The sequence below is a fragment of the Pseudomaricurvus alkylphenolicus genome (assembly GCF_011683955.1).
GTDB classification, from domain to species: Bacteria; Pseudomonadota; Gammaproteobacteria; order Pseudomonadales; family Cellvibrionaceae; genus Pseudomaricurvus; species Pseudomaricurvus alkylphenolicus.
Genome location: NZ_JAAQPI010000003.1, coordinates 585,146 through 599,704, shown reverse-complemented (window position 1 = coordinate 599,704; position 14,559 = coordinate 585,146). Strand labels below are relative to the sequence as shown.

Below are 14,559 nucleotides of genomic sequence, written 5' to 3'. Positions count from 1 at the left end.
CTTCCGTCGCCTGAGAGCCTCGAGTGTAACCCACTGGCAATCTGCAATAAACCGAAGGCTCAAGTCAAACAGGACCAAAGCGCCAGTACACCGTAGGAGCGCCAGGGCGCCCAGTCATCGGCTCGCCGTGCCAGGGATTTCTTGTCCAGGTCCTCGCCGAGCTGCTTGAGCGCGTTAACCACGCCAAGATCGGTATGCAACCAGATATCCGGTTGAAACGCGGCACGCATCATCAGGTAGTCAACCGTCCAGGGGCCTATGCCATTGATCGCCAGTAGCGATTTGCGCAGTGTTTGCAAGTCTTCGCGGTTAGCCAGTGAACCCGCCTGCAGCTGTAGCGTTTCTTCGAGCTGTGCCTGCGCCACCCGTTTCAATGTGTCGATTCGTCGACCTGTCAGACCTAAACCGCCAAGGTCTGCATTGGCCAACGCCTCGGCGTCGGGGAAAAAGTAAACTTCTTCACCGGCAAGTTGATGGCTGGAACCGCATCGCTGCAGCAATCGCCGGGTCAGTGTGCGGGCGGCTTTCACGGATACCTGCTGGCCAATAATCGCCCGCACCAGATATTCAAATCCATCCCAGGCGCCGGGCAGTGCGATACGGGCTTCCTCGGCGATAATCTTGTTCAGCAGCGGATCTGAACGCAGATGCTCGGCTATAACGCGATGGTTGCTGTTAAGGTCCAGTACTCGGCGGCAGTGGGCGATCAGGGCGGGCAGTTGTGTCGCACTGGCACCAACAATACTCAGGCGTATGCGCTGTTTGCGAGGCAGCTTTTCGCAGCGAATTTGCATCGGAGTGCTGTCAAACATCAGGCTGCGGACGAAACTGTTTTCAGCGGCGCTTTCAAAGGGTTCTATGGCCCGTTGTCGGTAGAAGCCAAAAACCTGCCGCCAGGGGTAATCGGCAGCATGGGGCAGATCGATCACAATTTCTGTGCTATCCGAGCTGGCAGCCCGCTGCTGACGACGCACCTCGGAGGGTGTCTGATGATAAAACTCCCGGAACTGGTGATTGAAGCGACGAATGCTGTTGTATCCGGCGGCCAGGGCGACCTGGGTAATGCCGAGATTGGATTCGCACAACAGCTGCCGAGCCAAAAGCAGCCTGCGGGTTTGCGCTACCTGGTTGGGTGACACGCCCAGGCTCTGCTGAAACAGCCGTCGCAACTGACGTTCGCCCAACCCCACTTTTTCTGCCAGGTGCTGGCAGTCGCTTTGATCGAGAAAGCCCTGCTCGATGGCGTCCATGGCCTGCTGCAGGCGTTCATCGGGCCACTGTTGATGACGGGGTGGGGAATATTCAGGTCTGCAGCGCCGGCAGGGTCTAAAACCCTGTTCAAGGGCCTGGGCCGGTGTCAACAGATAGCGGATGTTGTCTTCACGGGGCAGGCGCGCGGGGCAGATCGGGCGACAGAAAATACCCGTGGTGAGCACGCCGACAAAAAACTGGCCGTCGAAGCGGGGGTCCCGCGCCAGTCGGGCCTGCCGCCACTGGCCGGGAATTTCTGAGGGTTGTGGGTACTGCATGCCATCGCCTGTGAAGTTCATAATGTGCTCATTAAAAACATCACCAGACTAGCAAGCAGGAGGGCGTGAGACTAGCCGAATTCGGTCACGCTGCTTTCAGCGATCTCCACCTCTGCTCGGGGCGATGACTGAGATTTCGCCTTGCCAATCGAGTGTTTGGGCAATTCTCCAAAAAAGCGTTTGTAATCCCGCGAAAACTGGCCCATGTGCCAAAAGCCCAGATGCCTGGCCTGTTCACTCACCACACCGCGCCCCAGGCTCGATGCTCGCAGATTGCGCCGTACCGCTTGCAGGCGCCGGGCCTGAATGTATTGCTTGGGTGTCATCTGGCAGTAGCGCTGGAACAGTTGCTGGGCATAGCGAGTGGTGATGCCGACACCATCAGCCAGCTCCTGAATACTCGGTGGGGCATCCAGATGCTGGTCGATGCGAGTCATCATCTGTCCAATCAGGCTTTGCGCAACGGCTATCTGCGCATTGCTGCCCCCCTGGCCGTCCGCGCAGAGAATCCGGATCACTTCCGGTAGCAGGCGGTAGTGAAAGAAGTGAGTGACACCGTCGTTGCCGAGAACCGGGTCCACCTGAAAACGACTCAACTGGGTAGCCAGATGGCGCATGCAGTTGCGCAGCCGTTCTGCGGCCGGTGCCGGCATCGCAAAGGTCCGACAGCCTCGCCACAGTTGTAACGCATCCAGATCCAGCTTCATGCTGTCTGCCGTAAGTGCCAGTGTGTCGTAGGAGGCACTAAAGGTGTAGGCATGAAAATCCTGGTGGCTGACAAGATCAATCTCAGAGCCTTCGGGTACACAGCAGAGCGTGTCTGTGGAGGTGGGATTGCCATAGAGCAGGTATTGGTCCCTGCGTTTTTCGGTGACCAGAAAGGATATTCCCGGGCGCTTCGCCAGGGCCAGTTGAGCGCTGACGGCCTGATGGCTGAATTTAAGATACGAGAGGTCGGAATTGACATAGGCGCTTTTGTTCACCTGAGTGCCGCCCGCCTGGAGTTGTTCAACTTCCAGGTCCCAGTCGATCAGCGTCTGGCGATATTCATCAATGTCGCTGAAGCTGCCACTGGCGACCAGAGGAGTATTCTGGAGGTCGTCCGTTCTTACTTGATTCATGGGTTCCCTGTCCCGCAGGTCCTAATAAGATTTCAAAACAATTCGATGTCGTTGTGCTCGACTTTTTCCGGCAACCGGATCTCACCCTGTTCTATCAAATGGTCAAAGCTCACCACCTGATTACGACCATTGTGTTTGGCGTAATACAGCGCTTCGTCAGCATCACCGATAATATCGGCCGCCGTCTGCTGGTTTGCCACTTCCACAAATCCCACGCTGATGGTGACGCGGTCGAGCTGAGAAAAGCGATGCTGCTCGATGCTCTCCCGTAGCCGTTCAAAGGCACTGCGGGCATCCTCTCGGGTTGCTGAGTGAATAATCACCACAAATTCCTCTCCGCCGTAGCGAAACACCAGATCACTTTGGCGGAAAAAATTCTCGGCCAGCAATCGGGAAACGAGAACCAGAATTTCATCACCGAACAAATGACCGAATCGATCATTGATGGACTTGAAGTGGTCGATATCAATAACACCCACAAAGGGCAGCAGCTTGCCGCTTCTCTGACGCCGATCATTGCTTTCCCCGGCCATGGTAATCGGCGACGAATTGCCACTGACAAGAATCTTCGTCAGTTCTCTGTCGAGCGTCTCGCGGTTGAACAGCCCCGTGAGCTTATCCCGTTGAGTCTTCTCGATCAGCGTCAGATAGTTGGCATAGACCTTGAGAATGCCATGAACCAGCCGTTGTTCGGTCGTCGATGGCCTGGGGCCGGTATGGATGAGTACCGCGAATATTTCATCTTCGGCATCAAACGCGGGGTAGATACTGTCCAGCAGCTCGGGGTCCTGTTGGTGGGGAACCGACAGCACACACCCGGTCTCCAACACCTTTTCGAACGCTGCACTTGAGGGCATGGATATATTATCGCCGTTCGGCAGACTGTCGATGACACCGTGCCGGCAAAAGGCCAGCAAGTGGATGTCAATACTATTGTCCTCTTTCTCGACTCGATACAGACGCGTGGTATTGCCTTCCAGAAGATCATCAACTGACTTAAGCAGGCTCTTTTCCACAATGTGCCGGTCGTGGTAACGGGTGATTTCAGCGAGGCTGTCGACAATTCGGATGGTGGCGTGAGTTTTGGGAGACATCTGTTTTACTTCGACTCAGGTGCGCTATCGGCGGCTTTGTTACAAGTATAGTCGCAATACGGCACTTATCTGAAGCATGAAGTATAAGCCGACGGCATCTTAGGGCAAGAAACCACTGCTATTCGAGATTCGGTAATCGAATTTTGCGATTTCAGGCGTTGATTTGAATTATAAGTGAACATATGTCCGTAAATTGGGCCTGCTTGAGATGACAACACCGGACTGCTAAGGTTGTTGCGCTCCTCACAGAACCGGTTATATGCCTACTCAGCCTCTAGATAACACATTGTCTCCGCGCAAAGCGCCCAGCCAGGCCAGGGCCCGGGCAACGGTTGAACGCATCCTGACTGGCGCCCGCCAACTGCTGCGTGAACGGGGTGCGGATGCCGTTAACACCCGGGCGATTGCCGAGGTGTCCGGTGTTCGCACAGGTTCGATCTATCAGTATTTTCCCAACAAAGAAGCGATTCTTTACGAACTCTATGGCCGTCGCATACAACAGACGGTTGAGGCTATTGAGCGCAAGCTGCCGCCCGAGCGACTGAACCAGCTGGCTTTTGGCCAGTCCTGGGTTGAACTCAAGCGAGCCATTCGCTCCGTGGGTTGGGGCAGCGAAGAAGATGTGGCCCTGGACAAGGCCATGGGAGAGGATCCCGAGTTGCGCAAGGCGGTGGCACCGGTGTTGGACCAACTGTTCATCTGCCTCTGCCGCATCATGCGGCATTACGGCTCCACCTGGCCCGACCAGCCTCTGATGGATCTGGCGGAGTATCTCTTCTGTATAAACCACTTCGGTTATGCCACCCGCATTCGTCAGCAAGGTGCCAAGGCGGAGCTTACCCGCCAGTTGACGGAAGAGTTGGAGCGTTACCTGGCGGAAAAGGCCATTAATACTCCCTACGAGCCCCCTGAGTCAGTTTGACAAGCCGCCACCTGAGACCTAAGCTGCGCTTCCAGAGGGTTGGGAAGACCGGTGTAAATCCGGCGCTGCCCCCGCAACGGTAAGCCTCAGTGCTGCTCAAACGAGTAGCTGCGGCCAGCCCGACACCAATCCACGCCGGGGTGCCTGGTATTCCTTCAAGGAGTACTAGAGGCACCTGCGAAATACATCACTGACGAGCTGGCGGAGGGCCGGCGGCGGTAGCCACAAGCACGCGCTGTTGCGCGTGCCCGCTCGCTGTAGTCCTCTCTCAAACCGTCCGATTGCCAGGAGACATAACGGTATGAGTGAACAAGATACTTCACAGCAGGACAAGAAAAACCAGAAACACAAAGCTGCCATGGAAAAACAAAAGGCCAAGGTGGATGCCCGCATTGAGGAGGCTTCCACCGAGCGTGGCGTGGCCCTGCTGCTGACTGGCAACGGCAAGGGCAAGTCCAGTTCGGCATTTGGCATCGTCATGCGTGCTTTGGGGTACGGCCAGAAGGTGGGTGTGGTTCAGTTTATCAAGGGCCAGCAACTCTCCGGTGAGGAGATGTACATCAAAGATCATTGCCCGCAAGTGGACTTTCACCAGATGGGTACTGGCTTTACCTGGAATACCCAGGACCGCAGTGGGGATATTGCGGCGGCGGAAAAAACCTGGGCTATCGCTGAGCCCATGCTCAAGGATGGCAGCTATGATGTGGTGGTACTGGACGAGTTGACCTATATGCTCGCCTACAAATACCTGGACGAGGACACGGTCCTCAATGCCCTCAAGAACCGCCCGGTTGAGCAAAGCGTGGTGGTCACCGGCCGGGGTGGCGGCTCTGCCCTGCAAGATATTATGGATACCGTGTCTGAGGTCAAAGAAGTGAAACATGCGTTTAAGGCCGGCATCAAGGCTCGCCAGGGTGTGGACCTCTAAAACGGACGGAGGGCTTGTGGAGCCCTCCAATCTTGGTTATCTTCAAGCCTTCGGCGTGTAGCGCAGCCTGGTAGCGCACTTCGTTCGGGACGAAGGGGTCGGAGGTTCGAATCCTCTCACGCCGACCAGTTCGATTCAGATCCAACCTGAACAGTCCCCGAATATAGGGTGACCGTCAGCGGCCATCCGGTTTTACAAAAAGCAATACGTGCCGTGGCAAGGTTTTGCGTGTCTTTTTTTTCAATCACAAGCTGTTCCCCGTGGCTTATGTGATCCGGTTGACAAATTTCTCTGTCAAAAACTCCTAGACTTTGCCCGACGATCCAAGCCGGGCAATGCAGGAGGCAGTATGCAAACTTACAAGCGCTGGTTATCCCAGTGGTTGGGATTTCTGACCCTATTAGTGGCAAGCTTTTCCTCGGGAGCGCTGGCAGATGCTTTGCCGCTGACCCTGTTGGATGCGGACAGTGGTGAACCGCTGGTGGGCATACAAGTGGTGGCCAAGGAAGTAAAGGCCGATGGCAGCCTCAGTTGGCGCCAGCGCCGTGATACCGGCGAGGGGGGTGTCGCCGAGTTTGATCTGGATTTCTCCAGTGGTCAGAGTTACCTGTTTGAGCTGACCGCGTTTAACGGCTTTCGAGCGCGATTGGGACCTGTCAGTGAGGCCGGGCCTACCGAACTTTCCGTGGGTAACCTGCGCATAGCTGTTCTCGACGGCACCCAAGAGGGTACACCGGCATTCGCAGAGCAAACGGTTAAATTGCAGCGCACAGATGATGAGGGGGTGTTCCGCACCATCGCGTACCTCACCACCAATTCACTTGGGCTGCTGAAACTGGACCTTGCGGAGCATCGCTACCGACTGATGGCCAGGAGCCCGATCTCCGGGCGCTGGAAAGTCTCCGAGGAATTCGATGGTTCTGAAGGTGTCGACTTTACAGTGGGTGAACTGCCTCTGTCCCTACAGGTAACCAATGCCAAGACAGGTACGTCGATTCCCAACGTGGAAGTGGTGGCCAAACGGGTTACCGATGATGGGCTGCACTGGTACGGCAAGCTGCTGACCGATGCGGATGGCCGTATTGAGTGGGAGTTGGAAGGGCTCAATGAAGGGCAGGCTTTCCAGCTCTCTACACGCCATCTGGGGCCATTAAGTTCGATCAAAACTGTCACCGAGTCCGGTGATCTGAATTGGATCATTGGTACTGTCAAACTCCAGCTGCTCAACGGTACTTTGAGTCAGCACCCCGCACTTACCAATCACAGTGTGGTTTTGCAGCGGGAAACGGAAGACGGCTTTCGTTCCATTGCCACTTTGCAATCCGATGAACAGGGGCAAGTGCAATTCGATTTGTTGGAATCTGATGAACCTCAAAATTACCAGCTGCGCTCGGTCAGTCCAACGGATGGCCGTACGAGTTATTACTATCCGTTTAATAATCCCGGTGAACACCGTTTTGTGGTGGGTAATATTCCTCTAACGGTTGCTGTCCAGCACGGTCAGACCGGCGCGCCAATGGCCGGAATCGAAGTGGTATTGCGAGAGCTGCTGGACACTGGAGAATACAAATGGGTGGGTAAGAAAGTTACCGATTCCAACGGCGTTCTGGTTGCCGACTTGCCTCGTTTGGGAAACGGCCAAAAAATATTTCTGAACACCAAACAATTCAACAATAAATGGTCCGTCAGCGAGGCCATTACCGAACCCGGCGAAAGGGATTGGGCAGTGGGCAGCATTCAAGTCCGATTGTTCAATGGTAATGTAACGGACAACAGCGCAGGTAGTGATTCCCCTCTGGAGCCCCTGGCCGAACATCGGCTGGATTTATTGGCACAGAAGGGCAGTGAAACCACACGCATTGCTTCCTACACGAGCGATGAGCAGGGTCTTGTATTGTTGGATCTTCCTCCAAACGTGGAGGCGGATGCATTCCTGGTTTCCGCCAGAAGTGCCTTCGACGGGCGCACCCTGTATCAGCAGCGCATTGATGGTCCCGGCGCCTTCGATCTGGTTGTCGGGCATGCGCCCATGCAGGTCAGTCTGGTACAAGCCGGCAACGGAACCCCTCTGCCAGAGCGGGAGGTTGTGCTGACCCGCCTGGACGAGGAGGGCAAGTACCGTTATCACGCCAAAGCGGTAACGGATGCTGCCGGCCTTGCACAGTTTAGTACCGCAGCATTTGACGGCAACAATTCCTTTCGCTTAAGAGTGCGTGCCTTTAACAACTATACGGCTCACAGCGAATCTTTTACGGAGCCGGAAGATCGGCGCTGGGAACTGGGTAAGTTGGTTGTTCAGGTGCGTGATGGTAGTCAGACAGAGCAACCCCCGTTGGTGGATCACGTGGTTGATCTGCGAGCCTACCAATTAGAAACCGGTGAAAGCCGCTGGGTTGGTCGGGCCACTTCCGATGCTCAGGGCAAGCTCCTGATCGATCCGCCAGCCTTGGGGCAAGGGGAAGTCTACCGATTGAAGTCCAGGGCATTGTCTGATGGACGCTACAAGACCAGCGGTGATCTTGGTGCCGAAGGCAACTTCGAATTTGTGGTCGGGAATCCGCCGGTGCAAGTGCAAGTCGTGGATTTACTCAGCGATGAACCGGTGGTGGAGCAATACGTAAAAGTACAGACGCTCAATGAGGAGCAGCAGTGGCAAAATCTCTTCGCCATCAAAACCAATCCCAATGGTGTGGCCGTATTTGATCTGCCCGGTATTACTGAGGGCAGGCAATTTCGTTTTCGCACCCGCAAGTATGCCGGCTACGCCTATAGCGATGTTGTCACGCAACCCGGCGCCTTGACGCTGGAGGTGGGTGCATTGCCCGTTACCCTGGTAAACCGCGACACTAATTCGGTGCTGTCGAATGTGCGAGTGCAAGCCTACCGCCTGGCCGATGGCGGCTCTCTGGCGTACGAGGCATCGGGTTATACTGACGCTCAAGGCCAAGTGGTTTTTGATCTGCAGCACCTGGGTAGCGCTGCCTATGTTCTAAAAGCGGTTGAACCCTTTGATAATGTCAGCCGGATCTATAGCAGCGGGATTTTTAACGCCGGCCCATACCAGTTTGCCATCGCTCCGGATGATGATCAGGGCATCGACACCCAAGCCCCCAGTATCGAGATAGTGGCGCCGCAGCAACAGCAGATTGCATTGGGCGGGTTCCAGCTGCGTGGTATCGCCAGCGATGATCGCCAACTGGTCAGTATTCAGATTCAAGCTCAGGACAACCTTGGCAATGCGCAGCAACTGACGCTGACGCCGGAAGGTAATGGCGAATGGTCGGTGGATATTCCCGCTGCCTGGCTGGCGCTCAATTCGGAGTTGATCATAACCGCAACCGCCTCCGATCGAATGGGCAACCGCGACAGTGTCAGCGCCACTTACGAGGTGGTGGAGGACGCTACGGCACCGCAATTGGCAGTGACCTCACACCAGAACGGTGACGATGTTCGAGTCTCCGGATTTACGCTTGCTGGTACCGTTACGGATGACATCGGTGTTGCCTCGCTGACGCTGACACTGCAAGACAGCGCTTTGGGAACCGTTCTGGACGAGCAACCGGTGCAGTTGGGGTCAGACCAATGGGCCTATTTTGTCAGTAATGGTCTGGTTGCTGAGAACAGCGATTTGCAATTAGTACTGTTGGCTTTGGACAACAGTGGTAATAGTGCTCAGGTGGAATTGCAACTCAGTACCTTTCGTGCCGATCCGTTGGTGCGCCAGTTACTGCAACGCGGTACCTTTGGCATGACACCGGATTTGGAAACTGAGGTCAACGCCGTGGGCGTCCAAAACTGGCTGGACGCCCAGCTTAATCCGGCCGGCATCGACGATTCTCCGTTGGAGGCACTCATCAGTCAGTTGCCATTGGAAGAGATCGACGACCTGCGTCGCCGCGAGCTGATCTATCAGATATTCAGTGAGCGACAGTTGCAGCAGGTGATGGCCTGGTTTTGGGAAAATCACTTCAGCACCAATTACCGTGCCCACAATAACACGCTCTATGAGGCTGCCGAGAACGATGGATTTCGAGACAACGCCTTGGGGCGCTTTCGTGATCTGCTGGGTATCAGCGCCAAGAGTCCGGCAATGCTGGAATACCTCAACAATGTGCAGAGTCGTGCCAACAACATCAACGAAAACTATGCCCGTGAGTTGATGGAGCTGCACACATTGGGTGTGGATGGCGGTTATACCCAAGAGGATGTAATCGCGCTGGCTCGCATTCTGACGGGCTGGGGCGTAGCTGATGGACAGTTTATGTTCTTCAGCAACAACCATGACTCTGAGGATAAACTGTTCCTGGGGCAGACCATTACCGGTGGTGGCCTGGAAGAGGGGGAGCAGGTTTTGGATCTGCTCAGTCGTCATCCCTCCACGGCACGTTTCGTCTGCGGCAAACTGGTGACTTTCTGGGTTTCCGAAACGTCGCAGCCTGATCTGCAGGGTCAATGCGCCAGCACCTTCCTCGCCACTGATGGAGACATCGCGGCAGTGGTTCGTGTGATTCTGGAATCAGATGCCTTCAGTAGCCCCGATAATCTCGCCACCAAAGTGAAGACACCCCTGGAATTCTATCTGAGCGCCATGCGCGCCTTGGATGTGGACGCAGAGCCGGATGTGGGCATAGAACTCTTGGCAGATCTTGGCATGCCGTTGTTCGCTCGCCCGGCTCCGGACGGTTATTCAGAAGTGGGGGCCGACTGGATTAACGTTGATGCCATGTTGCAACGCACCCGTTTTGCCACGGCGATGGCCTTCGACAATGCCGGTGGTGATTTCGACCTGCATCAGCAGTTGGATCAGCGGGGTATTCGCACCGCAGACGCTATCGTAGGTTATCTCTTTAACCTGCTGTTGAATCACAGTGGCGAACTGGAGCGAGAGCAAGCGCTGGCGATTCTCAACGAAGGCGGAGATTTTGCGATGGGCGCCGAAGATGCACCGCTTAAATTGCAGAGACTATTGGCCCTGTTGATCAGTTACCCTGGATTTCAGTATCAGTAAAGGAGTGCACCACAATGCAACGTAGACAGTTTATCAAGCAGCTCATGTTGTCCGGTGCCGCCCTGGGAGGTCTGGCTTCCGGTACACCGTTTCAGTTGACGCTGCCAAAAGCTTTGGCGGCAGAAGGCAAAACACTGGTGAATATTTTTCAGCGCGGTGGCTGCGACGGACTCAATGTGGTCGTCCCCTATGGTGAGCAACGCTACTACGATTTGCGCCCCACCATTGCTATTGCGCCGCCGGGTGGTGATGGCACTGCGCTGGATCTCAATGGCTTCTTTGGTTTGCATCCGGCCATGGCTGAGCTTCACAATCTGTTCCTGCAGGGGCAGCTGGCATTGCTGCCCGCCACTCACTATCCCGACGCCAGTCGCTCTCATTTTCAATCCCAGCACTATATTGAAAGCGCTATCGCGGAAGACAGCGATACCGGTTGGATGAACCGGCACCTTTCCAGTCTCAATCAGGATGGACTCCTGCGGGCGGTCAGTATCGGTAACGATCTGGTCCAAGCCCTGCGTGGGCGAGCGTCGGTGACGACACTGTCGCGTCTCGACAATGTCGGGTTCGGCGTCAATGGCGAGGAAGAGGCAGCGTTGTTGGCGCGTCTGCAGGAAATCTATCAACATCCGGCCCAGGAGCTAGCCAATCATCAATTGGTGCACTCCGCCGGCCAGCAGTTTATTGCGGACATCGACACGCTCAATGCCATCAACGAAATGCCCTACAGCCCGGCCAATGGTGCCCAATACCCGGCCAACGGTTTCGGTAACCAGTTGATGACACTTGCTCGTATTATCAAGGCCGATGTGGGGCTGGAACTGGCAAATGTCAATATTGGCGGATGGGATACCCACGCCGACCAGGGTGCCGCCGTGGGCCGTCAGGCTAATGGCCTGGCAGCCCTGTCTCAGGGTATCAACGCGTTCTACATGGACATGGGCGATCGCATGGCGGATATCTGCATCATGGTGGGTACCGAGTTTGGTCGCACGCCAGACGAGAATGGCAGTTTTGGCACCGACCACGGTTTTGCCTCTACCTGGATGTTGTTGGGCGGCGGTGTCATCGGTGGTATTTACGGCGATTGGCCGACGTTGGATGAATCCGCCATGGAGCGCGGCCGCTATCTGGCCATGGCCACCGACTATCGTGACATATACGGCGATTTGCTTACCGGGTTCCTGGCCAATAATGATGTATCGGCTGTGGTTCCCGAGCACAACTATTCGCCACTGGGTTTGTTTGGCTGAGCGACCGACATTTCCTGCCAGACGGCATCGGAGAAAAACTGCGCTGGGGTATATAGTCGTGTGTCCCAGTGCAGATTTTCAGCAGTGGCGGTGGGGGTGAGGTGCATGGCAGAGATGATGTGACACTCCTCTTGCACGATCTTTTGAAGGTTATGTTTCGCCTGACGCGTGGCCTGAACGGATTGATCATGCAGGTGCAGCTGGTGGGACTCGCCAAAGAACCCCTCCTGCTGGTTTAGCATCCAGGGAATATTGGACACGTACAATGTATCCAGGCTTACGCCCAATTCCCTGGCAACTTTGAGGTTCTGCGCCAGTTCGTCAAACAGTGGGGAGTGGCCGTTGGTGCTGCCGCGCATATCCAGGCAAGCGGTAATAATACGACCTTCGATCACCATGCGCTGGATATGAGAAAAGCGATCAGGATGTTCAAAGTTGAGCCAGCTGTCCGGGCGCAAGAAATCTGCCTTGAGCCAGTGTGCAGTACTGTTGGCAAATTGCCGGGGTTTGGGGGAGTCCGGAATCAATGGCACAACACAATCCACAAAATCTTCCTGTCGATCTGTCTGCCTGAGGGCTTCAAAAACGGCGTCCCACACCGTGAACTGGTGGATATTGATGTCCAGTAACAGCCCCCACTGACACTGTCGGGCGGCCATGATGTCCAGATTGCGAAAGCTGCCCCAACCCAGGTGGAGCTTACCGGTGTTTGTCGTATTGGAAAGCGACTCTTGTCGCAGCGCTCGGATCACCGGTTCCGAGCCGCTGGTCTCGCGCATGGTCACCGTGTAGCCGCCTCGATCGGTGTGCAGTGGTGGCGTCCAGTCCTGGCCAATCAGTTGACCCAGCGTCCAGTTTTCCATCAATTGTTTATCCCTCATTCCAGTCGACAATGTGAAGGATTTTAGGGCGAAGGTAAAGACGGATTTTAACAAAGTCGCTGAATCAACCGACCACTGATCGCACCCTGTACCAGTAGTGAAAACAGCACCACCCCAAACACCATGGATTGAATGGTCCACCAATAGGGCAGCTCAACCGGCAGTGACAGCACCAGGGCCACGGCGATGCCGCCGCGCAGCCCGCCGGCACAGAGTATCCAGCCCCAGCCTTCTGGCAACGGGTATTGCCCCAGCTGCAGCAGGCCCACACAAAACCAGACTGCCGCCAGGCGTGCCAGCAGTGCCGCGCCAATGGCAATCAGCATTGCCAGCCACTGTTCCACAAACATATCCAGAGTCAGAACCAATCCCATCAGGGCGAACAGGAGGGTGTTAAGCACCAGGCCAAGCCATTCCCAGGTGAGGTCCACGCCCGCGCAATGTTGAGCGCTCTGGCCCAGGCGCACTCGGGTCAGCATGGCGGCGCTCATCACCGCCATAATGCCTGAGACGTGAAAGCTGTGTTCGGCAACATAAAAGCTGCCGAAGGCGCAGAACACCAGCAGAGCGATGGTGGCGGGCGGTTGCTGAATAAAATGAATCGCCAGCAAGGTCAGGGTACCGCTGACCAAACCAATAGCGATACCGCCAAACAGCACGGATAAAAACAATCCGCCGATGGAAGCGGAATTCGTCTGGTGCAATGCCAGCGATAACATCAGGCCAAACAGAACGACCGCGGTGGTGTCGTTAAACAGACTTTCACCTTCAAACAGGGTCGTCAGGCCTTCTGGTGCTTTCAAGGCTTTTAGCTTGGCGATGACGGCAACGGGGTCCGTGGCAGCCAGAATGGCACCGGTTAAAAATGCCGCCACCCAGGGAAAGCCAATCGGGTGATTGATGCCCAAATATATACCCACGCCAGTGACAAACGCCGAAATCAGCAACCCCAGTGTCGCCAATAGCAGGGCGGGGATTAACCAACGCTTAAGCTGCGCTGGCTGAATATGCCAGGCAGCCTCAAACACCAATAATGGCAGAAACACAAAGAACACCAGGTCTTTGACGTGGTGGGCACGCAGACCGATATCCAACTCCATGGCCGGAATGACGATGGCCGCCAGCGTACCACTGAGCAAACTGGCGAGGGTCAGATCCAAACGTAATATCCGCTGTATCAGGAGTCCGCCGAGAGCGATCCCGCAAAGACTCAAAATCTGACCCATTAATATTGGCAAGTCCATAGTACTGTATAGATGCCTCTGCGGCGGAGGGGTTCCCTGATTTCAAACTTCAGGCAACACCAGCTGGACCGGGTCGTGAAGGCGAATCCGGCCGGATTCCAAGACTCTGGCGCAGAGCCCACCCTGACCCAGCATGGCGGCTACCGCGCCTGGGCCCAGAGCCTCACTCATACGCGAGCAGGGATGACAGAGGGCGGTGGCTTCAAACAAGGCCTCACCAATGCGAAAGCGCTGGTGTCGCAGAGCTGTCAGGTTGATATTGCGAACCACCAGATTGCGCCGCAATTGTCCGGGATGAATCTTTTCCAGTTTAAGGTAGTGAGCGATCAGGCCGATATGCTCGTTCGAAATCAGGCTGATCTGGCGGGCTGAGCCTGGTGATTTCCGGCAGCGATGGTCTCCCTCCAGTCCTAACCCTGCCAATGCCATCACCTCCTCAACTTCTATCAGAGGCTCACGTCGGGTCGGTCTCAGGCCGATCCAGCTCAGTTCTCCGGCAGGCAAATCCTGCAGGTAACGTGCAAACAGTTGTTGTTGGGATCTCATAGCAATCAGTATAGTCATATCAGGAACAGTAAA

Annotated in this window: 10 protein-coding genes, 1 tRNA gene and 1 riboswitch; of the genes, 5 read left to right on the top strand and 6 right to left on the bottom strand. The window is 55.6% G+C overall.

Features of this window, described 5'->3' with window-relative positions; all coding sequences use genetic code 11:
- Positions 1-59: 59 nt before the first annotated feature.
- The 3 genes from HBA55_RS11290 to HBA55_RS11280 are packed head-to-tail and all read right to left on the bottom strand — an operon-like array spanning position 60 to position 3,744.
- Positions 60-1,550, bottom strand: a complete 1,491-nt coding sequence (locus tag HBA55_RS11290; RefSeq protein WP_166990617.1) for a DNA-3-methyladenine glycosylase 2 family protein — start codon at positions 1,548-1,550, stop codon at positions 60-62.
- 50 nt (positions 1,551-1,600) lie between these two features.
- Positions 1,601-2,650 carry a helix-turn-helix transcriptional regulator gene (locus HBA55_RS11285; protein ID WP_166990613.1) on the bottom strand — a complete coding sequence of 350 codons (1,050 nt, stop codon included), beginning with the start codon at positions 2,648-2,650 and terminating at the stop codon, positions 1,601-1,603.
- A gap of 32 nt (positions 2,651-2,682) precedes the next feature.
- A complete protein-coding gene (locus HBA55_RS11280; protein WP_166990610.1) occupies positions 2,683-3,744 on the bottom strand; it encodes a GGDEF domain-containing protein in 1,062 nt (353 codons plus the stop codon).
- Between the two features lie 259 nt (positions 3,745-4,003).
- On the opposite strand from HBA55_RS11280, the gene HBA55_RS11275 reads away from it, so the two are divergent.
- From HBA55_RS11275 to HBA55_RS11255, 5 genes are all read left to right on the top strand, one after another.
- Positions 4,004-4,666 (top strand): TetR/AcrR family transcriptional regulator, encoded by a 663-nt coding sequence (locus tag HBA55_RS11275; RefSeq protein ID WP_166990607.1) that lies wholly within the window; start codon positions 4,004-4,006, stop codon positions 4,664-4,666.
- A gap of 40 nt (positions 4,667-4,706) precedes the next feature.
- Positions 4,707-4,794, top strand: a riboswitch (cobalamin riboswitch).
- Between the two features lie 173 nt (positions 4,795-4,967).
- Entirely contained in the window at positions 4,968-5,594 is a 627-nt protein-coding gene (gene cobO / locus HBA55_RS11270; RefSeq protein ID WP_166990604.1) for a cob(I)yrinic acid a,c-diamide adenosyltransferase, read from the top strand.
- Between the two features lie 51 nt (positions 5,595-5,645).
- Positions 5,646-5,722, top strand: a tRNA-Pro gene (locus tag HBA55_RS11265).
- 221 nt (positions 5,723-5,943) lie between these two features.
- Complete coding sequence (locus HBA55_RS11260; protein WP_166990601.1) at positions 5,944-10,602, top strand: DUF1800 domain-containing protein; 4,659 nt, start codon at positions 5,944-5,946, stop codon at positions 10,600-10,602.
- Positions 10,603-10,616: 14 nt separating this feature from the next.
- Complete coding sequence (locus HBA55_RS11255; RefSeq protein WP_166990599.1) at positions 10,617-11,855, top strand: DUF1501 domain-containing protein; 1,239 nt, start codon at positions 10,617-10,619, stop codon at positions 11,853-11,855.
- Here HBA55_RS11255 and HBA55_RS11250 read toward each other — a convergent pair.
- The 3 genes from HBA55_RS11250 to HBA55_RS11240 form a co-directional block, all read right to left on the bottom strand.
- Complete coding sequence (locus tag HBA55_RS11250) at positions 11,828-12,718, bottom strand: LIC_10091 family protein (RefSeq protein WP_166990596.1); 891 nt, start codon at positions 12,716-12,718, stop codon at positions 11,828-11,830. The two genes, HBA55_RS11255 and HBA55_RS11250, sit on opposite strands and share 28 nt — an antisense overlap.
- Positions 12,719-12,783: 65 nt before the next feature.
- Positions 12,784-13,962, bottom strand: coding sequence for a cation:proton antiporter (locus HBA55_RS11245; RefSeq protein ID WP_277345562.1), 1,179 nt, complete (start codon positions 13,960-13,962; stop codon positions 12,784-12,786).
- A 60-nt stretch (positions 13,963-14,022) separates the two neighbouring features.
- Complete coding sequence (locus tag HBA55_RS11240; RefSeq protein ID WP_166990590.1) at positions 14,023-14,526, bottom strand: MOSC domain-containing protein; 504 nt, start codon at positions 14,524-14,526, stop codon at positions 14,023-14,025.
- Between the last annotated feature and the right edge of the window lie 33 nt (positions 14,527-14,559).